Origin of the sequence: Sunxiuqinia indica, assembly GCF_009847015.1 — a bacterium.
Lineage (GTDB): Bacteria > Bacteroidota > Bacteroidia > Bacteroidales > Prolixibacteraceae > Sunxiuqinia > Sunxiuqinia indica.
Genome location: NZ_WVEM01000009.1, coordinates 84325 through 110345 on the forward strand (window position 1 = coordinate 84325; position 26021 = coordinate 110345).

At 41.1% G+C, this 26021-nt stretch carries 23 protein-coding genes and 2 riboswitches; of the genes, 7 read left to right on the forward strand and 16 right to left on the reverse strand.

Annotated elements, in window-relative coordinates:
* Positions 1-304: 304 nt before the first annotated feature.
* Both GR929_RS14180 and GR929_RS14185 read right to left on the reverse strand, forming a co-directional pair.
* Positions 305-4177 (reverse strand): translocation/assembly module TamB, encoded by a 3873-nt coding sequence (locus tag GR929_RS14180; RefSeq protein ID WP_159520888.1) that lies wholly within the window; start codon positions 4175-4177, stop codon positions 305-307.
* Positions 4178-4183: 6 nt separating this feature from the next.
* Complete coding sequence (locus GR929_RS14185) at positions 4184-6019, reverse strand: BamA/OMP85 family outer membrane protein (RefSeq protein WP_159520890.1); 1836 nt, start codon at positions 6017-6019, stop codon at positions 4184-4186.
* A gap of 379 nt (positions 6020-6398) precedes the next feature.
* Here GR929_RS14185 and GR929_RS14190 point away from each other — a divergent pair, with 379 nt between their 5' ends.
* Together GR929_RS14190 and GR929_RS14195 are read left to right on the forward strand one after the other, a co-directional pair.
* Positions 6399-7502 carry an AI-2E family transporter gene (locus tag GR929_RS14190; RefSeq protein ID WP_159520892.1) on the forward strand — a complete coding sequence of 368 codons (1104 nt, stop codon included), beginning with the start codon at positions 6399-6401 and terminating at the stop codon, positions 7500-7502.
* A 1-nt stretch (position 7503) separates the two neighbouring features.
* Positions 7504-8433 carry a YihY/virulence factor BrkB family protein gene (locus GR929_RS14195; protein WP_159520894.1) on the forward strand — a complete coding sequence of 310 codons (930 nt, stop codon included), beginning with the start codon at positions 7504-7506 and terminating at the stop codon, positions 8431-8433.
* 210 nt (positions 8434-8643) lie between these two features.
* On the opposite strand, the gene GR929_RS14200 is transcribed toward GR929_RS14195, so the two are convergent.
* From GR929_RS14200 to GR929_RS14215, 4 genes are all read right to left on the reverse strand, one after another.
* On the reverse strand, positions 8644-8790 hold the full coding sequence (locus GR929_RS14200; protein ID WP_159520896.1) for a lmo0937 family membrane protein: 147 nt from the start codon (positions 8788-8790) through the stop codon (positions 8644-8646).
* A 1-nt stretch (position 8791) separates the two neighbouring features.
* A complete protein-coding gene (locus tag GR929_RS14205) occupies positions 8792-8980 on the reverse strand; it encodes a CsbD family protein (protein ID WP_159520898.1) in 189 nt (62 codons plus the stop codon).
* 215 nt (positions 8981-9195) lie between these two features.
* Positions 9196-10749: an AsmA family protein gene (locus tag GR929_RS14210; RefSeq protein ID WP_159520900.1), complete on the reverse strand. Its 1554-nt coding sequence runs from the start codon at positions 10747-10749 to the stop codon at positions 9196-9198.
* 55 nt (positions 10750-10804) lie between these two features.
* Positions 10805-11011 (reverse strand): hypothetical protein, encoded by a 207-nt coding sequence (locus GR929_RS14215; protein WP_159520902.1) that lies wholly within the window; start codon positions 11009-11011, stop codon positions 10805-10807.
* A gap of 292 nt (positions 11012-11303) precedes the next feature.
* On the opposite strand from GR929_RS14215, the gene GR929_RS14220 reads away from it, so the two are divergent.
* The 3 genes from GR929_RS14220 to GR929_RS14230 all read left to right on the forward strand — a co-directional run bounded on the left by GR929_RS14220 (position 11304) and on the right by GR929_RS14230 (position 14722).
* Complete coding sequence (locus GR929_RS14220; RefSeq protein WP_159520904.1) at positions 11304-12845, forward strand: GH3 family domain-containing protein; 1542 nt, start codon at positions 11304-11306, stop codon at positions 12843-12845.
* 436 nt (positions 12846-13281) lie between these two features.
* Positions 13282-13701, forward strand: coding sequence for a hypothetical protein (locus tag GR929_RS14225; protein ID WP_159520906.1), 420 nt, complete (start codon positions 13282-13284; stop codon positions 13699-13701).
* A gap of 109 nt (positions 13702-13810) precedes the next feature.
* Entirely contained in the window at positions 13811-14722 is a 912-nt protein-coding gene (locus tag GR929_RS14230) for a mechanosensitive ion channel family protein (RefSeq protein WP_159520908.1), read from the forward strand.
* Positions 14723-14763: 41 nt separating this feature from the next.
* Here GR929_RS14230 and GR929_RS14235 read toward each other — a convergent pair whose 3' ends face one another.
* Positions 14764-15108 (reverse strand): translation initiation factor, encoded by a 345-nt coding sequence (locus GR929_RS14235; protein ID WP_159520910.1) that lies wholly within the window; start codon positions 15106-15108, stop codon positions 14764-14766.
* Positions 15109-15249: 141 nt separating this feature from the next.
* Between GR929_RS14235 and GR929_RS14240 the strand changes: the two genes are divergently transcribed.
* Positions 15250-15792, forward strand: coding sequence for a carbonic anhydrase (locus GR929_RS14240; protein WP_159520912.1), 543 nt, complete (start codon positions 15250-15252; stop codon positions 15790-15792).
* 36 nt (positions 15793-15828) lie between these two features.
* On the opposite strand, the gene GR929_RS14245 is transcribed toward GR929_RS14240, so the two are convergent.
* The 9 genes from GR929_RS14245 to thiS all read right to left on the reverse strand — a co-directional run bounded on the left by GR929_RS14245 (position 15829) and on the right by thiS (position 25160).
* The gene (locus GR929_RS14245) at positions 15829-18282 is read right to left on the reverse strand and encodes a TonB-dependent receptor (protein WP_159520914.1); all 2454 of its coding nucleotides are present in this window, start codon (positions 18280-18282) and stop codon (positions 15829-15831) included.
* Between the two features lie 48 nt (positions 18283-18330).
* Positions 18331-18428, reverse strand: a riboswitch (TPP riboswitch).
* A gap of 48 nt (positions 18429-18476) precedes the next feature.
* Positions 18477-19193, reverse strand: coding sequence for a HesA/MoeB/ThiF family protein (locus GR929_RS14250; RefSeq protein ID WP_159520916.1), 717 nt, complete (start codon positions 19191-19193; stop codon positions 18477-18479).
* Positions 19194-19210: 17 nt separating this feature from the next.
* On the reverse strand, positions 19211-20320 hold the full coding sequence (gene thiH, locus GR929_RS14255; protein WP_159520918.1) for a 2-iminoacetate synthase ThiH: 1110 nt from the start codon (positions 20318-20320) through the stop codon (positions 19211-19213).
* 12 nt (positions 20321-20332) lie between these two features.
* On the reverse strand, positions 20333-21109 hold the full coding sequence (thiG, locus tag GR929_RS14260; RefSeq protein ID WP_159520919.1) for a thiazole synthase: 777 nt from the start codon (positions 21107-21109) through the stop codon (positions 20333-20335).
* Entirely contained in the window at positions 21078-21758 is a 681-nt protein-coding gene (locus tag GR929_RS14265; protein ID WP_159520921.1) for a thiamine phosphate synthase, read from the reverse strand. Before GR929_RS14265 ends, thiG begins: the two co-directional genes overlap by 32 nt.
* Entirely contained in the window at positions 21748-22497 is a 750-nt protein-coding gene (locus GR929_RS14270; RefSeq protein WP_159520923.1) for a hydroxymethylpyrimidine/phosphomethylpyrimidine kinase, read from the reverse strand. Before GR929_RS14270 ends, GR929_RS14265 begins: the two co-directional genes overlap by 11 nt.
* Entirely contained in the window at positions 22473-23087 is a 615-nt protein-coding gene (locus GR929_RS14275; protein WP_159520925.1) for a thiamine phosphate synthase, read from the reverse strand. The genes GR929_RS14270 and GR929_RS14275 overlap by 25 nt, the downstream gene beginning before the upstream one ends.
* Positions 23088-23096: 9 nt before the next feature.
* Positions 23097-24887, reverse strand: coding sequence for a phosphomethylpyrimidine synthase ThiC (gene thiC, locus GR929_RS14280; RefSeq protein ID WP_317162834.1), 1791 nt, complete (start codon positions 24885-24887; stop codon positions 23097-23099).
* A 69-nt stretch (positions 24888-24956) separates the two neighbouring features.
* Positions 24957-25160 carry a sulfur carrier protein ThiS gene (gene thiS / locus GR929_RS14285; RefSeq protein ID WP_159520929.1) on the reverse strand — a complete coding sequence of 68 codons (204 nt, stop codon included), beginning with the start codon at positions 25158-25160 and terminating at the stop codon, positions 24957-24959.
* Positions 25161-25210: 50 nt separating this feature from the next.
* Positions 25211-25309: riboswitch (TPP riboswitch) on the reverse strand.
* A gap of 277 nt (positions 25310-25586) precedes the next feature.
* On the opposite strand from thiS, the gene GR929_RS14290 reads away from it, so the two are divergent.
* A complete protein-coding gene (locus tag GR929_RS14290; RefSeq protein ID WP_235934348.1) occupies positions 25587-25991 on the forward strand; it encodes an Hsp20/alpha crystallin family protein in 405 nt (134 codons plus the stop codon).
* The last annotated feature ends 30 nt before the right edge of the window (positions 25992-26021 follow it).

The window sequence follows — 26021 nt, forward strand, 5'->3', positions numbered from 1 at the left end:
TCTTCTTAGTAAAGATCAGATAGGTTAAATCACTCAAAAAAGTAAGGTTGCTATACCCGCCCGCTTGTAAATCAATAAAAATTTCGCTTGCAATGCTTTATTGCCTACTTCAAATATCTGGCATAAATGTGACTCTATTTTCACCCTTGGCTATTACGGGATAACCCTTTCAAAGAAAAACAGCAAATCGTATTGAGTAATTCGCAAACAAATCCTGAAAAAGGTTCGGTAAAAAGATCGGTTATAGCGCCAATGCATTCACGATATCCTGATCAATATCCATACAAAAGCAGTAATATGCATGCTACTCTGCATCAAACTTAAAAATCAGATCGAAACCACTATCCCTCGATGAATTATTGAGTTGAAAGAACAGGAATTTAAAAAGCTCGTATTCCAGTTTCACTTCGTATTTGGCTATGTCTTTTTCGTCGGTTTCGCCAAAGCGCTGCTCATAGCTTACAAACAGGTCGTTGGTAATGTATTTGCCTACTGTTACCGTAGCATTATCGAAATTGCCACCACCTTTTACTTCAATATAATCAACATCAAGTTTGTCGCCCAAAAAGCTGGTTAACTGCGACGACAAAATAGAAGCTGCTGCCTTCCCGGCAATATCGCCGGCTCCACTCACATTCTCCTGCTGATCCATGCTCAGTTCATTCATGCTCTTCCCAAACAAAATATACGAAAGCGCATCTCCCTCGCTCACGTTGCTTCCATCCAAGGTGAAATTCACTGTCGGATCGTCGGGCGTTCCGGCTATCTTTACGGCTAACTTTTGTAACATCCGCTGAGCATTCCGAAAATTATAGTTGGCCGTAATATCCATCCGGGGAGTCAACTCCTCCCCTCCCTGAAACGAAATTGTTCCGGTTTCAATCATAAAGGTGCGGCCAAACAAATCGTACTGCCCGCGCACCACCTCAACGCTTCCAAACAACTCGAAAAAGTCTTTGTGCTTGATAAATTCCAGGTCACCCGAAATCTCAATATGCATATCCTCATTTTTAATCCAGGTATTTTTCGGAATGGTAATCTGCAATTCGCCGGTAAGCTTGTCAAAATAGTCAAACCCCGCGGTATCCCGGCGGGTAGAATCCAGCATCGAAATGGACAGTGTATCGATGGTGGTGTTTTCAAGCGTCTCCAGCTCACGCAGCAAAATGGGTTTTGGCATCTCGGGAGCGCTCATACGCCCCATCATATTAAAAAGAGCCGGCAAGTAAACCTCTCCTTGCGGAATAGTCAGATGTCCACCAAACTGAACACTGTCTTTCATGCCGCCCAGGTTTGCATCGCCCGATACCTGCATGTTCAGTTGCTTATGACTAAGCGGATTGAACTGATCAAAATCAATAGTGATTTTCGAGCCACTAACATTGCCTTTATAGAAGTCGGAGTTGAATCTCACTTCCCCGTTCCCGGTCATTCGGCCATCCTTTGTTATTATCAGAAGCGTATCCAATTTCATTTGGTCACGCAAAAAATTCAGTTTCATATGAATTTCACGATAATCAATTCCATACTCTGGCACACGCAGAGAGGCATTTCCCAGTCGGATGTTACCTGAAGGGTCAGGAGATTCTACCGTTCCTTTTACATCTACAGCCCCCTGCAAATATCCGGAAATTCCATCGGGCACATCTACGGTTTGTAGCACAGCCAGAGGGAAACGGTCAACCACCAGTCGGGCATCAATCGAGTCTTTCGGATTGAAATTTACGATCAGGCTATCCATGATCAACTGAAAGGGAATGATACCGGACAGTTCAATCATTCCACTGTCTTGTGGCACGAGGCGCGCAGTCATATCCATTTCTGAGCCCGAATAGTTTGCAGTGCCGCCAAATTCGGCAAACGCGTAATCGTTCATCGTAGCCTGCTGCAAGTCAAAATCAGCTTTTAACTGAGGATTGTCCGAGGTACCCGACAGTTGCAAATTTAAATTGAACAGGCCTTCAGCTTTCAAATCCTGTCCGATCATTTTCAAAAACTGGTTCAAGTTAACCCGTGCAACGTTCAACTTAAAATCTTCGTTTCCACTACGGTTAATGATTCCCTGAGCCATAATATACTGAGAAGAATCGCTTGTGTTGTCGGCCAACTTAAAATTGTCAATACGGTAGCTCATCGAGTCAATTTCAACAATCGCTGGTGCATCTTGCAATTCGAAATGCTGATTTTTATAATCCAGTGACCACTGCGAAAGACTCACTCGAAGAAGATCACCCAATCGGATGCCGGCCTGCAATTGGGTTTGCAAGTCGGCATTGGCGATTTGTCCATCCACAAATACCGAATCAGGACGGGCATGTACATCAAAGGCCAGTGAATCCAGCGCCATTCCTGCCCCCACAAACTCATAGGCACTAAGTCGGGCATCAATGATGGTATCTTGTGGTGTAACTAACCCTTCGGCCTTTACCAGCAGTTGCTGAATGGTCATATCCTGCAAAGCTGTCTTGCCCAAGTCGATGGTCGACTCCAAATGCAACGAATCCGTTGTTCCCCAAAGGTGAGCCTGAAACTCTCCACTTGTTTTAATATCATCAATTGGAATGAACGCTTTAAACTCATCAAGATGATCAAGTGAAACTGTAAGATTGATATCGGAATTGGCATGCAAACTGTAATTTCCATCGGCTTGCAAGTGCAAGCTCTTTGTATTGAGCAGCATGGAATCGATCAATACGTTTTCGTGCTGATACTGTACATGGGCTATCAGTGTATCTGCCTGAATACCCATCAGTGATGAGGACGACAAATACAGCTGAGCCTTTGCCTGCAAGGTTTTGGGGTCAAACCCCTGCCCTTCAGCCTGGGCTGTCAGGTTAATATCTGAGCGAAGACTGTCTTGCCCGGTCAGTTCAGCCAAATTTAGATGGCTCGTATTTAGCTTAAGTTTATAGGCCGGATTGGTTTGCAAATTGCGGATGTACGGCTTCAACTCGAACGAGCCAAAAGCACCTTGTCCCTGCACAACAGCATCCAGAGAACCGGCTTCCAGCGCTAAGTCCAAGCTTAATACCTTTACAGTCTGATCTTGAATTTTGAAATCGTTAAAATCTCCTTTCATTCGAACGTTGGCCGACTTCGGATCGGTTCCCTCCCCATTGACCGACAGCTGACCATTGATCTGATAATTCATTTCGGGATCGCCCAGCCAATGCCGTAAATCAATGTTTTCGAGCCTTGCATCAAGTTGATATTGAAGCGGAGCCGCCGAAGGCTCAAAAACGAAGCGTGCCAAATTGGCCGACGACAACTTCAAGCGGATTCGCTGCTTACCATCTGTTAGATTAATCACTCCCGAAGCAGACTCACCATCCAGTGAACCATCAATTTCTAAAACCGGAGAAGCCGGTAATTTAAATCCCGACAGAAAAAATTCAAACTCGTTTACCTTGAGCGAATCACTCAACAAGTCAGCACTTCCCGAACGATCCGGCTGATCATCAAACTCAGCTTTTCCTTTCAATTGATTTTGTGCTGTTTTCAGCTGAAAATCGGTCAACTGCACAGCATCCTGATTTCGCCGTAACAGAAAAGTCAATTGCTGCAATGAAAAATCAGGCTGAAAAGTTTCAAACGAAAAACCAGATAATTCCAGCACTTGCTTTTCTGGTGCATACGACAAACTTAACTCGGTATTCAAATTCGTTATTTGCTGCGGAATAATGGTATCGAGCGCATTGATACGGATGTTCCCGTCAGTCAGGTGAAACAGTGCGACATCAATTTTAAAGTTACTTGAAGTTGATGTAGTATCCGACTCCGAAGCCGGCACCAGCTTTTCAAAATTCCAGGTGGAATCGGCCTGTTGTTTCAGGTGAACAAATGGGTGGACAATGCTTGCCGAAGTCACCACCAACTTGTTTTTCAGCAAAGGCCACAACCTGTATCTCAACTCCAATTCGTCGATGCTTGCCAGCGTGTCCTGCTCCAGACGAAGGAGCACATCGGACAGTTTCAGGCTCGTAAAAAAGTTGCCGTCCAACCGTCCGATCGACAGTTCCCCATTTAAGGCAGAAGCGGCTTGCTTCTCAGCAAAACGTGCAATACGATCCTGCACCGGCTGTGTTTGAATCAGCAAGCCAGCCAATAACAAGGTTAGCAATAGAAATCCAATCAAACCACCCACAATACGCAAGCTATATTTCAATCCTTTTCTCATGTTCGCTTAAAATGCTTGTCCTACACTAATAAAAAACTGAGGGCTTTTCTTTTCATTCCAAACCGGCACCCCAACATCCAGCCGGATTGGACCAATAGGCGTGTCAATTCGCAAACCACCGCCGGCAGCATAAGCCAAATCGTTTAGTTGGTAACGATACGAGTCGCTCCAGATATTCCCCCCTTCAACAAAAGCCACACCACTCACCCGCCAAAACAGCGGATAACGTAACTCCAGATTGGCTTCCAAAATACTTTTACCCCCTAGTGGTGTGCCGCTGTCGCGCTTGGGTCCAAGATCCGACCGACTCCACCCGCGAACAGAGTTGCTACCCCCGGAATAAAACCGATCCTCAACCGGAATAAACCCACTGGTATCAGCCGAACTAATTCCGCCGGCCATAATGCGTGTTGCCAGCACCCAGTCGCCAATTTCCTGGTAGTGCCTGATATCTCCCCAGAGACGGGTATAACTAAAATTGCTCCCAAACAAATGCCCATTCACTTTAAAACCTACTGAAAGATTAACCCCTTCTACGGGCGAAAACTGTGGGTTTGAGTTATTGAAAACCGTTGACAGCAACACCCCCGATTTATCATACGGAAACTTGAAGTCTTCGGCACCGGGCGGTTCGCTATCTCCCTGCTCAACCCGTTGCTCAACATCTTCCAGATAATAGGTCAGGGTGCTGTTTAGCCAGCTATTAAACCTGTAATTTATGGGAACATTAATACCATAAGTGCGGGTTTCATATCCCGGCTCCGAGCTTCGGGTGATAAACGGATTGAGCGATATTGAACTTTTCTTGCTTAAAAACTGGGGCTGAATCCATTTTAAACTCGCATGATAGGGCATTAAAGCTGAATGTTTTAAATACAAATTGATTCGACGAGCCCCACCCAAGAATCCACGATAATTCAAATCTAAGTATGTACGAAACTTATCTTCGGTACCATATCCAACTCCAAAACGGGCATCTAGCCGAGGGGCTTCCTCTACATAAAGTTGAATAGGAATTGGGTCTTTAAGCGTTTTTTTATCTTTTTGTGGTAAAACAGAAACAATCCGAAAAAGCTGCAAACGGTACAAATTCTCCCGGATTTCGCTGAGCATTGATTTGTTGTAAAGCTCGCCCTCTGAAAACATTTGTTGTTTACGAATAAACCTCGTTGAGACATGCTTATTTCCTTCGATTGACGTTTCACCGAATTGGCAAATTGGCCCCGGATCTACCTCGTAAAAGATTGGCGTTTTCAGCTCATCTAAGTTGATGTTCAGATCGTAGTTCACCTCAACATAAGCATAGCCCAGATTTCGGAATGCATTTTCAACGACCTGAACGTCTTCGATGAGTGCAGCATCGCGAAAACGAGTTCCTTTTGTTAATTGCATATCCCTGAATGCCTTATTTTGAAGGGAGTCCAAATCGATTCCGCTTACAGCATCAGTGGGCTTTATTGCAACACTGTCGACGGTAATCGGTTCTCCTTCCGTAATGGCTATGCGCAGTTTAACGGTTTTCTTTTTTTCATCAATTTGAAGAGGGTTCAACGAAACCTCCGCATGCAAAAAACCTTCACTCTGATAAATTCGCTTCAATCGCTCAATATCCAGATCAACCAACCGCTGATTATATAAAAAGGGCACTTCATTGGTAATTAGCTTTTCGATGTACGATACTTCTTTCAAGGCCATTCGTTCGAGCAAAAAATCTTCGTCCAGTGTTTTATTTCCATGGAAGGAAATATTTCTGACCTCGTAGTTTTCCTGAGCCAACAGATTAGAATTCCCCCATAAGAAAAGCCACAAAAAAAATAACAGTCCCCCAAATGATTTTGTCATATGATGTCGTTTCCTTTATCAAATTTAACTAAATATCCGACTTTAAATTATGCGCACTACATCATCTGTTCCTTAACAATACAGATAAGCTGAAGGTTGCGAATATTATACCAGTTAACCAATCTGCTAACAACCAACCACCCTCACTCAAATTTCGGGGACAATTATCCACACATTTCCCCACTAATGTGTCCATTCAAGCCGAATTGCAATATTACACGGCACTAAGAAGCTGAATTCTATAGTTGGAGACGATTGGCATAATTCTTTCTATAAAAGTAAACAGCATAAAAACGAACAATGCAATATCCATGTTGGTTTTTTAAAAATAATTCGTCTTTTCTGAAGAAATAAAAAAAGATCAAATAATTATAGCAATATGAAAAAACTATCGCTTACGTCTTTATCCTTAACCTTATTTGTCATTTCCATTTTCATATTGACTCTCTTGTTGGCACAAGATATCTTGATTCCGTTTGCAGTAAGCGTTTTTTTCACCTACCTACTGTATCCACTTACCGAAGCTATGGAGCGGCGCGGAGTGCACCGAATTATAGCCATTTTACTTGTCATTATTCTTGCACTAACAATCCTCGGCGGAGCTGCATTGTTCCTATCACTGGAAATATCCAATACCAATATCAATCTGGCAGATTTAAAACGTCAAGTGAATGGCAAGGCTGATATGTTTCAGGATTTCATGGAGCTCCAGTTGGGAGTTGATACAAGTACCATGGATCTTTATTTGGGAAAAATTACTGACAGTTTCTTTTCATCTTGGCAATCGATGGCAGGAAGCGTTTTTACGGCAACAACGACTACTCTTTTTCAACTCGGACTACTTCCTGTTTACATTTTCTTTTTGTTGTTTTATCGTACCAAAACAGCCTATTTTATTTTCAGACTTGTAGGGCGCAAAAACAAACAAAAAGCACTGAATATCCTGCGTGAAGTATCTACAGTAACCACACAATACATGGGGGGTTTACTGATTGTAGTTCTGATATTGGCCATTTTAAATTCCACGGGGTTGTTGATTATTGGCATTCCTCATGCGATGGTTTTCGGAGTAATAGCTGCTGTTTTGAACCTGATTCCTTACATTGGAACTTTTATTGGCGGCCTAATCCCAATTTTATTTGCGCTATTTACCATGCAGGAGCCGCTGGAGCCTATGATAAAGATATTTGCTCTATTCGCCGTCATTCAGTTTCTCGAGAACAACTTAATCACTCCCAATATCGTTGGTTCAAACATCAAAATCAATCCCTTAGCAATTATTATCAGTTTGTTAACGGCTAATTTGATTTGGGGAGTTGCCGGAATGTTAATCGCGGTTCCGTGCCTAGCCATACTGAAAATCATTATGCGTAATATCGACCAACTCGAACCTTTTGCCTACCTAATCAGTGACCGCGGCACATCGAAATACGAAGTATCACTCAAGCGAATTTGGAAAAGAATAAAGAAAAAACACACTTGATATGGAAAAGAAGAATCTCAAGAAAAGGGGTAGAAATACCTTTAAAATATTTAAACGAAGCTTACTGAATTTTGGAGCCAACAACCCGGTAAATATGGCTGCTACAACAGCCTATTTTGCTATTTTTTCGTTAGCCCCAATGTTGGTTATTATTATTTCGGTATTTGGTTTCTTCACCGGTGATGCAACCATGAGCACCAAGCTATTTAACGAAGTCGACAAACTTATTGGCGAGGAAAGTACGCAAGTTTTAAAAACGGCTATCGATAACTACCAAATCACAGAAAACAGTGGAATCGGAGCAATTATTGGAATTGGATTTTTCCTTATTTCGGCAACTACCTTGTTTGCTATCATGCAAAATTCAATCAACTTTATTTGGCGAATAAAAGTAAAACCAAGCCTAAAACAGAATCTTCTAAAATTAGCGATCGACCGATTGTTTTCTTTTGGCGTTATTTTAAGTCTTGGGCTGGTACTGCTCATTTCACTCATCATCGATGCTTCCATCGCATTTTTGAAAGACTTTCTATCAACTCATTTTAGTGCCGATTTCATTGTCTTCGCACAAGTAATCAATATTGTACTATCATTAGCTATCATCGCCTCAATATTTGCACTGATATACCGCTTTTTACCTGACCTTAGCGTTCACTGGAGTGCGAGTTGGTTTGGAGCCACATTTACTGCTATTTTGTTCGCCCTCGGAAAGTTTTTGATAGGAATAATTATAGGAAGTAGCAACCTTGGAGCAATTTACGGGGCCGCCAGTTCGTTTGTGGTAATCTTGATGTGGATCTATTTTGTTTCGATAATATTCTATTTTGGAGTAGAACTAACACATCAATATTCACGCTACTTTAATCACGAAAATAAGCCCGTTAAGTATGCAACTCCTTTCGAAATTTCTACTGTTGAAAGTGAAAACTAATCCATCACTATTTATCCAGCTTGAGTGGAATTAATCTTCTTCCAAATTGAAAGACAAGAATAAGTGGGATTAATCTTTACTGATAATTTTTAAGATCAAATCTCAACAATCATTCTGAACAGAAAGTCGTCGCTGGAAATAAAACACAAAAAAAGCCGGATTGAAACCTCAACTCAGCTTTACACTCTGTTCTACTTCACGTGTGTGCTGTCATCTGCCCCGAATTATCGAGACTAATATTGAAATCAGGGCCAACACCAGTAATACGTGTATTAATGCCCCGAGGGAATAGATAAAAAAACCAAAAACCCATCCAATAATCAAGATGACAGCTATTAAATATAATAATGATCTCATGCTATTTTAATTTATTAATTTCTTCTATTAATTTATCCTTGGTTTTTCCGGTTTTAGCCTGAAGACGCCCAAGTAACTCGTCCTCTTTACCCTCAACATAAGTCAGATCGTCTTCTGTTAATTCGGCATAGCGCTGTTTAAACTTGCCTTTTAACACGTTCCAATTTCCTTTAATTTCTAATTTATTCACAATGGTAAATTTTAATTTATATATTCTGATCGTCTATCTTCAATCTATTGAGAAACAGAAATAGTTTTGTAACCCTTATTGATTAACGATAAAGTAAAATTCGTGCCAAAACAACTAACCTGCTCTATTACAAAAACATAACAAAAAAAAGCAGGGAATATGTCTGTAGAAATGTTGGGGGTATGTGTGAATAATCCTACCCAAAATTCTCAGCATCATAAAATCGAGATACTCTTTATTCCACTTAAAACCGATTTCCACCAGTAATTAAAAATCGACTTTTTTTTGTCTCGTTCGAAGGAAATGGTCCCTTCTCGAAACGATTCTTCTTCTCTCAGGTTCTTTTTATGTAACAAGAACGAGTTTGTAATAAACGACTGAATTTTTTTGTTGGACTCATCTTCAGCATCCAATATATGAACATTCAGATCATCATATTCAAAAATCAAATCACCATTTGATTGATTGTTATTATACGTAAAATTGAAGGCGAATTCCTTTAAATCACCACCCTCTACAAATACAGATGCATTTTGCGTCAGCACTGGGTTGAAAGCCTTGATCGACATAGAGCTTAAAGTGCCCCTAGCCTGATTTACATGCGGATACTTCTCATTGGGAAATATAAAATCAGCTTTCAACCTCCCTTGATTCATAACCCGAGCCTCAGCGTGCATTGCTGTTTGCCGATCAATCAAACGATCAATCGTACTCAAGCAATATATTTTTACACGGAGGCTATCAAAAGTAACAGCTCCTTCATCTTTCGAATCTTTAACCCGCTCAGCATATTTAACTGACCCTTTCTCAATTGAAATTGAATCACCATGCATTCGAAATGGCAAATCCTGAATCATTCTCATTGGCAATTTAGTATCAGGTTTCTTTGGAAACGGAAGTCGTTTGTCTTTAAATGCATCTACGGAAAGTTCATTAATCTGAACTTCATTAAAGATCAGAGCAGAGTCACTCAGCAACTTGCTAAACTGAAGCTCACTCACTGTAAAACCAGCCATAACCAGATCTAACCAGTCGGTTTCAACGCCGAGCTGCTTACCTATTTCATACTTCGAATATCGACTCAAAAAATGCAGCTCGTCAATAGTCAGCCGCTGCTTATCCGTGTTAAAATCCAGCGATTGACATTCGAGTGCATACAACTGATTTGGCAAATTGTATCGCCCATTTTTCAATTTGAGGTGCACGCCTTCAAACGAGTTTTGCTTGAATACAAACTGTCCGTCAGAAGATTTTGAACTAATGTTGTAAAGATTAAAATCCAATGTTCCTGCAAAAACAGTGTCTAACCGTTCGTCGCTATTTTTCAAAAAAGAGATCTCACCACCCACAATTTCCAACTCGTCCAGCGCAAACTTCTGTTTAGGCATTTCCGACCAACTCCCTGAAACATGATCCGGATCATTCGACATCGTAAGTTGAGCCACGGGGTTTAAAATAAACACCCGACCTGCTGCAATTTCATCTCGGGTCAACCATGGCCATAGTCTAATTCCGCTCACCGACAGTTCGGTAGCAGCTATTTCTCCATTTCCGGTTGAATCTGCCGCTTCAATCTTACTGAGCGTAACTTCTCTTCTAAATAAATTAACCGACACGTCCACCTCTTTTATTAGAAATGATGAAATGGGAGCTTCCTGAAGTGTATTCTGAACATATGCAGACAATAAATAATTGCCGATCAGAAAAAAAGAAACGACAGCAATGAAGAGAATCAGAACTGTCGTCAAAAATTTGTTAAGTTTTTTCATATTGGTTCGTTTTTATTGCCCATAAGTAAAAGCCAATGATCCAAAGGTTGAATCATCAGTCACTTTTACGCTTGGTCATTGGCAATACAATACCCGCCACCAACACCAGCGCACTAACAATCAACGGAGTCCAATTTGCTTTACTTACAGCAACTTCTGCCCCTAAAACGTTAAAACTTTCGGAGTCATTAAATGCCTGGATTCCAAAAACAACAACTCCTATAATTCCTAAAATTAATAATACAGTTCCTACAATTTTCATAATTTTAATAATTAAATGTTTATAGTAACAGATGTATGATAAAACTATGCCAAGCCACCAAATCTCTTATTTAAAAGTCGGCAATGAGCTGGTTTTGTTAAGGATTAAAGGTTTATTGCGCTAATTGTAGCAAGTAAAAGCCGGCTGACTTTTATTGCATATTGTTTTCTACAACATGAGGTAGACATTCCTCACTAATGACAAGATGTGATGCTACAAATCAAACATTTAAACCATTGCTCTATTTTGGCGTTCAAATTGATAATCCAGAAAATATAAATCATAGATAAACATGGCAATCATAGGTACACTCATCAAAAAAGCGGTGGAACTGGGACACGCTTTAACTACGAAAACAGAATACCAAAAAGAACAGGAGCATGTTCTTCGGGAACTATTGATAAAAGCTGCCAACACCAGCTTTGGTAAACATTATCAGTTTGCAGACTTGTTGCTGGCTCAGGATCTGCCCAAAGCATTTGCCTCTCAGATTCCGTTTTTCGACTACAACAGCATGCATCAGGAGTGGTGGCACAGGCTGTACGAAGGAGAGGAAAACGTAAGCTGGCCCGGAAGACCGCTTTACTTTGCCCTAAGTTCAGGAACTACCGGCAAGCAAAGCAAACGGATTCCAGTAAGCGACGAAATGCTAAACGCCATTCGTATGGCTGGAATCAAACAGGTTGGCGCAACCGCTAATTTCAACTTACCTGCTTCTTTTTTTGAAAAAGAAATCCTGATGCTGGGTAGTTCAACCAAACTCAACGAAAATAACGGATACCTTGAGGGCGAAATTAGTGGGATTAGTGCTGGAAACATACCACCTTGGTTTAAAGGATTCTATCGTCCCGGTGAAGAAATTTCGAAAATTAAAGACTGGGATGAACGGGTACTTGAGATTTCCAAGAGGGCTAAAAACTGGGACATTGGAGCCATCAGTGGTATCCCATCGTGGCTGGAGCTTATGTTGAAAAAGGTAATTGAATATCACAGCGTTGACAACATCCATGACATCTGGCCCAACCTACAGGTCTATACAACGGGAGGTGTTGCTTTTGAGCCTTTTGAAAAAAATTTTAACGAACTACTAGCCCATCCGATAACCATTATCGACACCTACTTTGCTTCGGAAGGATTTATCGCATTTCAACAGCGCCCCGAAACACGGGCTATGAAGTTGTTGATCGACAATGGCATTTACTATGAGTTTGTACCTTTCAAACAAGAATACCTAAATAATGACGGAACTCTGAAAGGCAACGCGCCAGCATTAAATCTGACCGAAGTGGAAGAAGGAGTGGATTACATATTGGTCATCAGCACGGTGTCGGGACTTTGGCGCTATATGATTGGAGATACCATTCAGTTTACCGATGTCGACCGGGCAGAAATTAAAATAACAGGCCGAACCAAGTTTTTCCTAAATGTAGTGGGTTCCCAACTTTCGGTCAACAAAATGAATGATGCCATTCTTGAATTGGAGGATGAATTAAATCTGAAGATTTCAGAGTTTACCGTTTCTGCGGTGAAAATTGCCGACGAATATCATCATGTATGGTACCTGGCATGCGACAATGAGATTAATAATAAAGAATTGGCAGAAACACTGGATCAAAAGCTAAAGCAAGCCAACAAAAACTATGGCGTCGCACGATCAAAAGCGTTAAAAGGAGTGATTGTAAAAACAGTTCCTGCAGACTGTTTCCACGACTGGAACGCGCAGCAAAAGGCAAAAGGCGGGCAAGTAAAAATGGTGAAAGTGATGAAAGAAGAACAATTCAAAGAATGGGAATCGTTTGCTGAAAAATGGGTTGCCGAGAATACAAACTCCTAAACGAATAAAAAAACTCTTAAAGCTGACTATCCTTGTGGCAGAGCCAAGGGAGTATTACGCCAGCTTTATTTTGCCAAAAAGCCAAAAATCGGATTTCCCTTATTTTCCCACTTTGTTAGTCGAGAGACTGACATCTCTCCTGAAAATAAGGGATCAGAATATGAATCCCCGAAGCAGAGCCTCTTGAAATTATTTGATTAAAGCTTCTCACATTGCGATTAAAAAAATTCAAAATGGTGGAAAACTCCACAATTTGCGCAAATTAGTCTACATATCAAATATAGATCTAAACCTGAATCCAGAATAAAAAACAAACCTCAAAATACACATTATCAACACTTTACAAACACACTAAAAAGCAAAGCTATACCTTATGGCACAATTTTCCCTATTGGTAGAATGACAACAATTATTCAATCCCAAAAAAGTATTAAGTATGAAAACAAAATTGACAATTACATTTGTTATGGCATTATTCGTTAGCAGTATTTTTATTGCATGCCAACCTCAGCCAAAAAAAGACAATTTAGGAGACAAGATAGAAGCGGAGCTCAATCAACTCGAACAAGACTTAGAGGACATGGATTCGAGCGATCCTGATTTTGGTGATAAACTTGAACAACGACTTGAAGAGTTTGATGAGTCGATGGAAGAATTCGGCGAAAAAATTGAAGAAGGCGGCGAAGATGTCACTGACGAGGTGAAAGAGACATACAACGATGTTATGAACAAGAGTCAGTCGCTTCATGAAAAACTGAAAGACTGGACCGACGAAGCTGGTGACGAATTAGAAGATGCCGGTGATGAAATAAAAGATGAGTTTAACGACTTAAAGGAATCGCTAAAGAACGACTAGGATGTAAGATAATTGTAAAGACAATCTCGATTGTTCATTGAGTTTAGTTAGTCTAGGATAGACAATGACACGGGCAGGAAAGATTTCCTGCCCGTTTTATACGAAGAAGATGAATTATATAGAAAACGCGTACAATATCATTTCAGAGAAAATCGGTAATTGGATTGAGACGGCAATTGCAATGCTTCCCAACTTCATTGTCGCGATTGTTGTTATCGTCCTCTTTTATGCCATTTCGCGTATCGTTGTAGCTGTCTTTTCCAAAACGCTTTTTAAAGTATCGCGTAATATTGCAGTTAACAAGCTCATCTCATCACTAGCCCGCATCATCATCATGACAGTGGGATTGTTTGTGGCCTTAGGCATCCTTGAACTGGAAAAAACTGTCACCTCTCTACTTGCAGGTGTTGGAATAATGGGGCTGGCAGTCGGTTTTGCCTTTAAAGACGCTATTTCAAATTTCCTGTCAGGTATTTATATTACCCTGAAAAGCACCATCAACGTAGGCGATATCATTGAATTTGGAGATCAGTTCGGCACCGTTAAATCAATTGGGTTGCGCGCTGTTAAAATAACTACCCTGCAAGGTCAGGAAGTAGTTGTTCCGAACCGATTAATTTTTGAAGATGTATACACCCATTATACAATTAATCAAGAGCGACGTATTGATTTAAATGTGGGCGTTAGTTACGGGGAAGATTTGAGCTCGGTAGAAAATTTAACTCTGGAAGCAATACAAAAAATAGACTATCTGAAAAAAGGCAAACCCGTTGACCTCTACTATCTTGAATTTGGAAACAGCTCCATCAACTTTGTGGTTCGCTACTGGGTAGATTTCTATAAGCAAACAGATTATCTTAAAGCACTTAGTGATGGAATAAAGAACATCAAATCAACTTACGACGAGAATGACGTTACCATTCCTTTCCCAATTCGTACGCTCGACTTTGGTATTAAAGGCGGTAAAACACTAAGTGAAATGGATGTAAAAATAGATCAATTCTCAAAAGGTAATGAATGACCGAGATGAATCGTATAATTTGAACTATTCCAGAGAAGTAATCACCCTCCCGATCGCTTTACTTTGTAACCTTCTTTTTGAAGAATCTGAACGACTTTATCACGTAAATCGCCTTGAACAAGGATTTCCCCTTCTTTAGCCGAACCTCCTACCCCACACTTGGTTTTCAGCATTTTACCCAAATCTTTTAAATCGTCATCATTGCCTACAAATCCGGTGACTAATGTTACAGCCTTACCTTTGCGATTTTTCTTGTCCAGGCAGACTCTCAAATCCTGTTGCCGGGACGGCAACGTTTCCTCACTCTCCTGTTCTTCTTTGTCGTAACCAAAATCAGGGTTGGTTGAATAAACTACTCCCAGACGCTCTTTCCAATCTTTTGCCATAATCGTATTCCTTTCGTTCTTCAAAAGTAAAAAGAAAAACTTTCTCGAGTAAATAATCTATAATTCTTTTCCGGATGACATTTTTTTGAACTTTTTAGGAGCTCGACTGGTTGCTGTTACAAATGAACTGGAAAGAATGAAATGGCAGAACTAGTTGAAATCAATTCGAAGAAAGACATATTCCCCGAATACCAAAACACACCAATTGGCTTATTATTGGAATACCATAATTTAAACAAACGATTTTCCAACTACGAAGCTCCTAAAATGCTGATTGGCATGTGCATGGACAACCGAAAAAACTTATGGATTCCGGAAAATTTTGCCTACATTATTCGTTCGGGAGGAGCCAATCTTTTTTATCACGAATTTCAGGTTTCCTTTGCGATTGGAGTTGGAAACATTCAGCATATCGCACTGATTGGACATACCAATTGTGAAATGGTTCATCTGGATTCCAGAAAGGATGAGTTTATTGCAGGGATGGCTAAAAATGCTGGATGGAAGCTCGAAAATGCCCAGATGCACTTTGAAAACCTATCGCCTTTTTTTGAGATTGGCAACTCAGTTGACTTTCTGCTGGCAGAAGCCGGCAGACTGCGCAGGCGATATCCGAAAGTAACGATTGCACCTCTATTTTTTGATGCTGAAAACAGCAAACTTTATCAAATTGAAAAAAAATAACCCTCAAAACTAAAGTTTCAAGGGTTATCAATTGATCTAAAATTTGAAATCTATTCCGGCAAAGAAATGAGTTCCGGCTTGTGGAAAGTATCCATCCATCTTGTAGCGCTCGTTACCGTAGATATAGGAATAAACCCAGGCATTACTTTCGTATTCCACATCAAACAGATTATTGACCATTAAATGCAACTTAACTTCATCAAAGAATTTGCAGTTGATCGTATGTTCAATTTTCAAATTATTGACAAACCAAGCATCCAGTTTACGATCTTCGTTCGATGTATTATCAATATACTGATCCCCAACATAATTTGATAGTAAACTTAAGCTTAAGGCAGGTGCTGGTTTAAATTTCAATTGACTATTGACAATTACATTTGGAGAAAATGCTAAATCGGTTTCACCTAAATTAAAGGCTTTTTGCCCTCCTGCATCCCAATTATCAACATACTCGGTAAAATCGGTTATTTTATTTTGGCTGAAAGTCAGGTTCCCATCCCAGTTCAGACTACGGGTAATTTTCAGTCCTCCGGTTAATTCAATTCCGGCACGGTAGCTATCATCCGCATTGACCATGATTGGAGCACCAACATCGTTAATTTCACCGGTTTGAATCAACTGATCTTTGTAACTCATATAATACAAATTAGCTCCAACTAAAAAGCTTGATGTTTTGTAAGTGTAACCAGCCTCCAGATCTCGCAGGGTTTCAGAAACCGGTTGCTTTCCGGCCGGATCAGCATCGACAAAATTACTACGGGTTGGCTCGCGGTGAGCTACGGCATAGCTCAAATAAGCTTCCTGAGCATTGCTTGGCCGGTAAAAAACACCAAATTTAGGATTGAAAAAATCGTACTGATGCGACTGTGTCAAATCCCGCAAATCATCATCAATGCCATCAATATCGTAATCAATATGGCGATACTGCATATCGGCAAATAAGCTGAAAGCCTCTGTTAGTTGGTAACTGTATTTCCCAAACACATTGAAGTCTTTTTTCAATCCGGTTCCCCGGTACCATTCATGATCCTTTTCATTTTCGCCCATGTACTGAGCCCAAATCACATTCCCAAAATGGTCACCATCATAAGTACTATGACCTCCACCGAAAGTGAATGCGGATTTATTTCTCTCGTAATTCAACGAAAAAGTAGCCCCATAGAAATCATTATCCAACCATTTTCGGGCAACAAGGTCTGTCACTTCAATTCCTTCAGGAACTGTCATCTGATAGTCCGTGAAATCTTCATCATATTCATAGTTTTCGTAATAGCCACGACCATAAGTATAGTGCAATGCCGCATTGATATTCAGGAAGTCATTCAACTGATGAGAAAAATGCAATTGATAGTGATCTTGCTGATAATGATCTACTTCATTTTCATACGTATAAAAATTATAGGTTCTGGCATCCGAATTCATGACGTGATCAAACTGTTCTTCGTTCGCCCGAGCCGAATGTGTGTTCCACAACCAATGATCGCGGTAACGCTCCAATCCGGCAACATCATTGTTCAGTTTTGCTGAAGGCACGCCATACCACGCCTGGTAGGTCTCTTCAAAACCCGAAAAGACATTCACTTTTATGACCGTATTCTCCGAATAATATCCGGCAGATGTAAAAAATGACTTCAGATCAGCTGAAGCCCGATCAATAAAACCATCAGAATTGACCTTCGACAAACGAACATCAAAGGTAAAATGGTCATTTAATAAACCTGTTCCGGCACTTACCGAGTTTTTAAAGGTGTTGAACGAACCAACTGAAGTCCGATACTCGGCATAGGCATCTTTGTTCAACGTTGATGTTTGCAGATTAATCGTGGCACCAAAAGCCGCGGCACCATTGGTCGAAGTTCCAACCCCACGCTGTATCTGGATATTTTCGATCGATCCGGCTAAATCAGGAATATCAACAAACCAGGTTCCATGCGACTCGGCATCGTTCATGGGAATACCATTTACGGTGACATTAATCCGGTTCAAATCCGTTCCTCGAATGCGAAAATTGGTATAACCGACTCCAGCACCAGCATCCGATGTGGCCACATACGATGGCGTCATGGTCAGCAAATAAGGGATATCCTGTCCCATATTTCGGCTTTCGATGGTTGATTGATTGACTGTGGTTTTCGCTACAGGCGTTTTATCTCCCGCACGAGTTGCCGAGACCAACACTTCTTCAGCCATAATATGACGTGGCTCCAACTGGATATCTTGCTCTGTGTCTCCATCCACATCCACCGAAATACGTTTGGGTTCGTAACCAATGTAGGTCACTTTCAAGGTATAAGTACCAGCTTTAAGTTTCTCGAACTCGTACTCACCATTCTCGTTCGTTGAAGTCCCTTTGTAGCTTCCCGACAACATCAGGTTGGCTCCAACCAATTCTTCTCCTGACTCACTCAACACAGTTCCACGAAGTGAATACTCTGCAAATGAATACACGGCAAAACACTGCATCAGCAGTATTAATCCTAATCTTTTCATTTTCTTTTTGATAATCTGGTTAAAAACTAAATTAACCAATGAGGTAGGAATTTTTCCTTATGCCCTCCCTACGCCGGTACTAACCGGATCAGGTTCATTGGGTATGATCTCAGCCCTTAATTATTAAGGCACCCCATTGCTGTAAACTGCTGCAAATTTAGAATAAATCTAAATAACAGACAAGTATGAATGAGCTAAATCATCTTGAGTGTATTGAACCGCCCGGCTAATGCGTCGTAGGTCAACAACTTACCCGACAAGGATTCTCCTACTCCTGCAAGTATTTTCAAAACTTCCATGCTCTGCAAGCTACCAATGATACCCGGCAAAGCACCAAACACACCTTTCGGTTCACCATCAATGGGTGTATTTTGAGGCGGCTCCGGAAATAAATCTTCATACACTGGCCCTCCCATGTAATTAAAAACCGAAACCATGCCCGAGAATTCCTCTATTGATCCATGCACCATAGGCTTATTGAATTGTTGGCAAAACTGACTGATCAAATATCGACTTCTGAAATTATCCGTAGCATCAACAATCACATCGAATTTCTGAAAGATTGCTTCGGCATTTTGCGCTGAAATACGCTCTTCAAAAACGTCAATTTCTACTTCCGGGTTTAATGTTTGTAACACTTCCTGAGCGTGATGAACTTTTAACTTGCCAACAACTTTCGAGTTATAAAGAATTTGCCGTTGCAAATTACTTTCTGCAACAACATCGTCATCCACAAGGCCCAAAACGCCAACACCTGCAGCGCACAAATAAGCAGCAACAGGAGATCCCAGTCCTCCCACTCCAACGATTAACACCTTTGCCTTTTTCAATTTCAGTTGGCCTTCTTTGCCAATTCCGGGAAGCATCATTTGTCGCTGGTAACGATCCCGTTCAATATCTTTCAACTGCATCTCATTAAAGTTTTTGATTATTGTAAATAGCTGTCCCAATCTTTCCAAACAGCCTCATATCCGGCAGCTTGAATTTGGTTTTTCACCTCCTCCGGGCTCCGTGCATCACTAATTGAAAACTGCTCTAACGACCTGTTTTTATTTGCATAACCACCTGGTTCAGTACTACTTCCGGCACTCATTGTAGTAATTCCCAGATGAACCAGCCGGTCACGAAACTTTGCACTTTCTCTGGTTGAAAGAGATAGTTCTACGTTTTCATCGAATAAGCGATAAGCGCATATCAATTGCACCAATTCTCGATCGCTGATGATGCTGTTGGGTTGAAAGCTTCCCACATGTGGTCGCAACCGAGGAAAAGCGATAGAGTATTTTGTCCGCCAATAATTCCGGCGCAGATAATCAAGATGAAGAGCTGTAAAAAAAGAATCAACCCGCCAATCTTCCAGTCCCAACAAACAACCTAAGCCTGTTTTGTAGGCACCAGCCTGTCCAAGTCGTTCCGGGGTTTCTAAACGGTACCTGAAATTTGCCTTTTTACCTTTGGGATGATACACATTATATCGTTTCTCATGGAAGGTTTCCTGATAGATGTAAACGGAGTTCAATCCTAAACCAACCAACTCTTTGTACTGCTCAGTGTCCATCGGAGCAACCTCAATCGAAATCAATTTGAAGTGTTCTTTCAGTAAACGAATCGTGTCTTTGAGATAAAAAAATCCAGCTTTCACCGGATGTTCGCCGGTTACAAGTAAAAGGTGCTCAAAGCCGAGCTTTTTAATTGCCTCAACTTCTTCCAAAATCTGTACAGAATTTAATGTTAATCGACTAACAGAATTCTCATGATTAAAGCCACAATAAATACAGAAGTTGGTACACTCATTGGATAAGTAAAGAGGCACATACATCTGTATGGTTCTCCCAAATCGACGCAAGGTTTTCATGCGGCTCTGCTGTGCCATTTCTTCCAGGTAAGGCGAGGCCGCCGGCGAAATCAGCGCTTTAAAATCGTCAACTGTCAGCTGGTCGCTTTCCAATGCCCGAACAACATCGTTCGAACTTTTCGAATAAATATCATCTTTAGTTTTGTCCCAATCATGTGACTGAAGTAATTCATAAAAACCCATATCCCAATTGTTTTAGTCTAAAAATGATGTTAGCGGACTACTGGCCTCGGCAATCATGCTTTTACGACCAACCTTTGCTTTCCGGGCAATCGCGCCAGCCTCAACAGCTAATCTAAAAGCATGCCCCATGGCTACCGGATCGTCGGAAACAGCAATTGCAGTATTCACCAAAACAGCATCAGCCCCCATTTCAATGGCCTCGGCAGCGTGCGATGGAACACCAATTCCGGCGTCAACAATAACCGGCACATTACTTTGTTCGATAATTATGCGAAGAAAATCACGTGTTTGCAGTCCCTGATTACTGCCAATTGGCGATCCCAAAGGCATTACTGCAGCTGTCCCAACATCTTCCAACTTTTTGCACAGAACCGGATCAGCTTGAATGTATGGCAAAACAATAAAGCCCAATTTAACCAACTCCCTGGTTGCCTTAAGCGTTTCCTCCGAGTCGGGTAACAAGTAACGTGGATCGGGATGGATTTCCAGTTTTACCCAGTTAGTTCCCAGCGCTTCGCGAGCCAGTTGCGCCGCAAAAACCGCCTCTTTGGCCGTTCTCACTCCTGAGGTATTGGGCAACAACTGGATGTGAGGATGCTTCAGGTGACTTAACAAATCATCAGTTTGATCGTGAATATCAACGCGGCGCAAAGCCACTGTAACCAATTCTGATCCAGATGCAAGAATAGCATCTTCCATCATTTGATTCGAACTAAATTTACCCGTTCCGGTAAACAAGCGAGACTTAAACTCTTTGTCACCTAATTTTAAAGGTTGTGCTTTTATCATCTTGTTGTGTTTTTTGAATTTCTCTGAGAAATAATTTCGTTTTTGAAGTAATTGATTTCGCCTTGGTAATAGCCGACGAAACAGCAAGTCCATGCAGACCGCTTTGCAGCAATGAATCAACATCGCCAAGCCCAATACCCCCAATTCCAACCACTGGAATCGTTAGCTCATTTTGCATCATCCAATCCATCAGTCTCTGATAGCCTTCCAGTCCAATAACGGGACTTAAATTCTCTTTCGTTGAAGTAAAACGGAAAGGTCCTAAACCAATGTAATCGACTCCCTCTCCTACCAACCGCATAATATCATCCTCGCTATTCGCAGTTCCTCCAATAATGAAATCATCACCTAAAATCCGACGGGCTTCTCCTGGAGCCATATCCTGTTTGCCGAGATGTACACCATCTGCCTGAAGTTTCATTGCTACTTTCGGATGATCATTAATAATGAGCTTAAAATCATGAAATTCCTTCAATATCATAATCTTTCGTCCCTCAGATATAAAGCTTTCCAACTCCTGATTTTTCATGCGTAGCTGAATCCACTTGCAGCCGCCCTGCAATGCCAACTTGGCTTGATTAAATGGGCTATTCCCTTCTACCGGATGGGTCACTAGCTGTAGGCTTGCAATTGTTTTTTCAGGGTTCATAATGATAGGCTAATTTGGTATGATTACTTGTTAAAATGGCTTGCATATATTCTTTGGCTAAGCGACAAGATTCTGCCAGCGAACGACCAAGTGCAAGGTTTGCAGCAATTGCTGATGACAGGATGCATCCTGTTCCATGCTTAGAAAACCCCATCTTCTTCTCATGTCGAAAAAGTTGTTGTTCTCCGCCTGCGATCAATACATCGGTTGCAAAATCGGATTCGGAATGGCCTCCCTTAATCAATACTGCACAATTTACTTTTTCACGAATTACATTGACGTTACTGGTTCCGAATAAATACTCGCACTCTGGTAAATTTGGAGTTAATAATGAAATTTGATCTAGCAGATAGTCGAACAAATCGCGATCAAACTGTTGATGAAAATTGAATCCGGCAGAAGCATTCAAAATCGGATCCCAAATAATTGAGATATCAGAATCCTGATGCTTCAGTTTCTCAATTGCTTTCATCAGCACACTTAAACTTTCGATGATTCCGATTTTTACGGCCTTCGGCTGGTAAGCAGTCTGAAGAACATCCAATTGTCGAAGCATATTTTTCTCACTCACCCATTCCATTCCTTCAAATGACTGATCATTTTGAAAAGTCAGCGCCGTGCAAACTCCCAGACCTTGAACCCGATGCATTTCGAGGGTCTTTATGTCGGCTAAAATGCCCGCACCTCCACTCGGATCAAATCCGGACAGACAAATTACATCGGGACGTTTTGTTGACATGTGTTTAATAGTTTAATGAAACGATTTAGAATCAATGCTGCCTCAAGCTCCTTTTGCCAAATTGCCCCTAGTACAGCCACTGCATCGAAACCAAATTGAATGCATTGTCTGATTGCTTGATCAGAAACACCCCCCAATGCAACGACTGAATATTTCTTTTCGAGTCTCAAAAATGAGCTTACTTTCTGCAAATCTAAATTCCCTTCATAGCCGGGCTTTGAAAGAGAAGAAAAAACAGGACTCAAAAAGGCATAATCCACCTTATCACCAAGCATCTTTAATTCTTCAAGCGAATGACAGCTGATGCTTTTGGTTCCGGGAAATTCCAACCACTGTTCAATCTTCATTTTTGTTTTTCCTGTAAAATGAATACCACCCAAATGGTATTTCTCAGCTAGATCAAACTGATCGTGCAAAACAATTCTGGGATAATATTCCGCTGGAATTCCTCTCAATAATTGCTCGATTTGCTCCTGTCCCCAGGCTGGCTTTCGCAAATGAAACCGCTGAAGTCCCAGCTGAAAAAACCGGGCAATTAGTTGTTCCTCATTGAAAAATGATTCGGGATATGATATAACAATCAGATCCATAATCTCCAGTTATGGGTTGACATAGATTTCGCTTCCCTTTTCTCTGAATTCCTGCTGCTTTTCTTCTAACTTTTTAGCCATTTCACGGATTTCATGCGTCGATTTCATGGAGCAGAATTTATCGCCGCACATGGAGCAGAAATGAGACTGTTTGCTTCCCTGGTCAGGTAGCGTCTGATCATGAAACTGCATCGCGGTTTCAGAATCCAGGGCTAGACAAAATTGGTCTTTCCAGCGAAACTCAAAACGCGCTTTGCTCATTGCATCATCACGTACCTGAGCTCCCGGAAAACCTTTTGCCAAATCGGCAGCATGGGCTGCCAACTTGTAGGTGATAACCGCTTGTTTTACATCGTCTTTATCCGGCAATCCAAGATGTTCTTTTTGCGTCACATAACACAGCATACTTGCCCCAAAGCTACCAATCATCGCCCCACCAATGGCTGAGGTGATGTGATCGTATCCCGGAGCAATGTCGGTGGTCAGTGGTCCCAACACATAAAAAGGCGCGTCATCACAATACTGTTTTTGCAGCTCAACATTTTCTTTAATCTTGTGCATTGGTACATGTCCGGGTCCTTCAATTAAAACCTGCACATTTGCTTTTCTTGCTTTATGAGTAAGTTCTCCCAGCACTTTCAATTCAGCGAATTGAGCTTCATCGTTGGCATCATAGATTGAACCGGGTCGCAATCCGTCGCCCAGCGAAATACCAACATCGTATGCAGCCATAATCTCACAAATCTCATCGAAATGCGAATACAAAAAATTCTCCTGATGATGAGCCAAACACCACTTGGCCATAATTGCTCCTCCACGGGATACAATTCCAGTCATCCGATCAATAGTTTTCGGAACATGACTCCAAAGTAGCCCCGCGTGAATTGTAAAATAATCCACCCCTTGCTCGGCCTGTTCAATCAAAGTATCGCGATAAATTTCCCAGCTTAAGTCCTCGGCATTGCCATCTACTTTCTCCAACGCCTGATAAAGTGGCACTGTACCAATTGGCACTGGTGAATTCCGGATAATCCACTCCCGTGTTTCATGAATATGATTTCCTGTCGATAAATCCATTACGGTATCAGCTCCCCAGTAAAAAGCCCAAACCGCCTTGCCAACTTCTTCTTCAATTCCTGACGAAAGCTCGGAGTTTCCGATGTTGGCATTAATTTTTACCAGAAATTTACTGCCGATAATCATCGGCTCACATTCCGGATGGTTAATGTTGGCAGGAATCATCGCTCGTCCTGCTGCAATTTCCTGACGAACAAATTCGGGGGTGATGTACGTCTCGATATTTTGCGACTTTCTTTTATTGAGTTCCTCAATGTTCTGATTTTCACGAATGGCCACATATTCCATTTCGGGAGTAATAATACCTTGCCGGGCATAGTAATATTGCGTAGGTGTTTTGCCCGCCTTCGCCTTTAACGGATTACGGTTTATTTTGGGAAACCTTACTTTCTCCATCTCTGGATCAGCCAGCCGTTGCTGTCCGAATTCCGAGCTCAGATTTGGCAACTCTTCTACATCGTTACGTTCCTGAATCCATGATTTCCTCTGGTTCGGCAATCCTTCTTCAATATTGATTTGAAACTCGGGATCAGAATAAAGGCCGGAAGTATCGTACACGTAGATTGGCGGATTCTCTTCCATCTCTTTCCCAGTTATCTGTGTTGGAGATAGTCGAATCTCTCGCATCGGAACTTTAATCGGGTACAAATTTCCATCAACGTAAATTTTTCTTGAGTTAGGAAATTTATAGGTCTCGCCTAAGTGGCTTTTAACTTGATTCATTTGCATTTGGCTTTTGATCTTTGATCTTTGAAATTAGTTGAATGATGATTGGCATTTTAGCATGAATCATCAGCCTCCCTGGCTTGCTTTGATAATCAATACCTGGTCATTCTCTGCTAATAGATGGTTTTCCCAATGTCCTTTTTTGACAATCTGGTTATTAACAGCAACGGCAATACCTGTTGCCGAGGGAAGTTTCAACTGGCTAATAAGCGCATGCAAATTGGTTTGATTTTCAATTTCGACACTTCGGTCGTTTACAGATACATTCATGTCATTTAATTCTAAAAGAAAATGAATAAATGCAATGAGGATATAAAATATCAAGTTTGAAACACAACTCCCTCCGCCGGTACTAACCGAATCAGGTTCATTGGGTATGATCTCAGCCCTTAATTATTAAGGCACCCCATTGCGAAAAATTACGATTACAAAGGTATGTGAAAAAAAGTAGAAATTACAATTCGCGCCGTGTACCTCAAGAAACAAAACCCTGAAAATATTTCATATCCAGACAATTAACACATGCAAAAATGTCGTCAAAAAAGACAAAATGGCAACCATATGCTTAATCATGATCGAAAATCGCAGCAAAAGCTTGTTGGTATATTGTTTGAAGTTTCTTAGGCGTAATCATTGATGTTGAACTAAAAAAAGGAGGATTTAGTCATGTTACCATTAATCAAACAAAACAGAAACATGCCGAATTTATTCGACGATTTTTTTGGAAGAAATTTCTGGAACGATGTCTTTGAGAAACCAGAATGGAGTTCAAGCCCGGCTGTAAATGTGTACGAACATAAAGAGGATTTCGAAATTGAAGTGGCTGCACCCGGACTTGATAAGAAAGATTTCCACATCGACTTGAAAAACAATGTTCTCACGGTTTCTTCTCAAAAGAAAGAGCAAAAAGAAGAGAAGGATGGAGAAAAAGTTGTGTTCAGCGAATTTAACTATTCTTCATTCAGTCGTTCGTTCAGATTGCCGGAAGGTGTTGATGCCAACAAAATTAAAGCAAAACATAAAGATGGCATTTTGACAATTTTACTTCCTAAAAGGGAAGAATACAAAGAACAGGCTCCGCGCATGATAGACATTTCATAGGTAAATAGGTTTTAGTTTAGTTAGTAAGAT

Bases quoted from the DNA above. Each gene is read 5' to 3' on its own strand.
- GR929_RS14220 (WP_159520904.1), top strand. From the start codon at position 11,304: ATGGCAATCATAGGTACACTCATCAAAAAAGCGGTGGAACTGGGACAC.
- GR929_RS14240 (WP_159520912.1), top strand. From the start codon at position 15,250: ATGGCAGAACTAGTTGAAATCAATTCGAAGAAAGACATATTCCCCGAA.
- GR929_RS14265 (WP_159520921.1), bottom strand. From the start codon at position 21,758: ATGAACCCTGAAAAAACAATTGCAAGCCTACAGCTAGTGACCCATCCG.
- GR929_RS14250 (WP_159520916.1), bottom strand. From the start codon at position 19,193: ATGCAGTTGAAAGATATTGAACGGGATCGTTACCAGCGACAAATGATG.
- GR929_RS14245 (WP_159520914.1), bottom strand. From the start codon at position 18,282: ATGAAAAGATTAGGATTAATACTGCTGATGCAGTGTTTTGCCGTGTAT.
- GR929_RS14275 (WP_159520925.1), bottom strand. From the start codon at position 23,087: ATGGATCTGATTGTTATATCATATCCCGAATCATTTTTCAATGAGGAA.
- GR929_RS14270 (WP_159520923.1), bottom strand. From the start codon at position 22,497: ATGTCAACAAAACGTCCCGATGTAATTTGTCTGTCCGGATTTGATCCG.
- GR929_RS14215 (WP_159520902.1), bottom strand. From the start codon at position 11,011: ATGAAAATTGTAGGAACTGTATTATTAATTTTAGGAATTATAGGAGTT.
- GR929_RS14185 (WP_159520890.1), bottom strand. From the start codon at position 6,019: ATGACAAAATCATTTGGGGGACTGTTATTTTTTTTGTGGCTTTTCTTA.
- thiC (WP_317162834.1), bottom strand. From the start codon at position 24,887: ATGAATCAAGTTAAAAGCCACTTAGGCGAGACCTATAAATTTCCTAAC.
- thiH (WP_159520918.1), bottom strand. From the start codon at position 20,320: ATGGGTTTTTATGAATTACTTCAGTCACATGATTGGGACAAAACTAAA.
- GR929_RS14225 (WP_159520906.1), top strand. From the start codon at position 13,282: ATGAAAACAAAATTGACAATTACATTTGTTATGGCATTATTCGTTAGC.
- GR929_RS14180 (WP_159520888.1), bottom strand. From the start codon at position 4,177: ATGAGAAAAGGATTGAAATATAGCTTGCGTATTGTGGGTGGTTTGATT.
- GR929_RS14290 (WP_235934348.1), top strand. From the start codon at position 25,587: ATGCCGAATTTATTCGACGATTTTTTTGGAAGAAATTTCTGGAACGAT.
- GR929_RS14235 (WP_159520910.1), bottom strand. From the start codon at position 15,108: ATGGCAAAAGATTGGAAAGAGCGTCTGGGAGTAGTTTATTCAACCAAC.
- GR929_RS14195 (WP_159520894.1), top strand. From the start codon at position 7,504: ATGGAAAAGAAGAATCTCAAGAAAAGGGGTAGAAATACCTTTAAAATA.
- thiS (WP_159520929.1), bottom strand. From the start codon at position 25,160: ATGAATGTATCTGTAAACGACCGAAGTGTCGAAATTGAAAATCAAACC.
- GR929_RS14230 (WP_159520908.1), top strand. From the start codon at position 13,811: ATGAATTATATAGAAAACGCGTACAATATCATTTCAGAGAAAATCGGT.
- GR929_RS14200 (WP_159520896.1), bottom strand. From the start codon at position 8,790: ATGAGATCATTATTATATTTAATAGCTGTCATCTTGATTATTGGATGG.
- GR929_RS14210 (WP_159520900.1), bottom strand. From the start codon at position 10,749: ATGAAAAAACTTAACAAATTTTTGACGACAGTTCTGATTCTCTTCATT.
- GR929_RS14190 (WP_159520892.1), top strand. From the start codon at position 6,399: ATGAAAAAACTATCGCTTACGTCTTTATCCTTAACCTTATTTGTCATT.
- thiG (WP_159520919.1), bottom strand. From the start codon at position 21,109: ATGATAAAAGCACAACCTTTAAAATTAGGTGACAAAGAGTTTAAGTCT.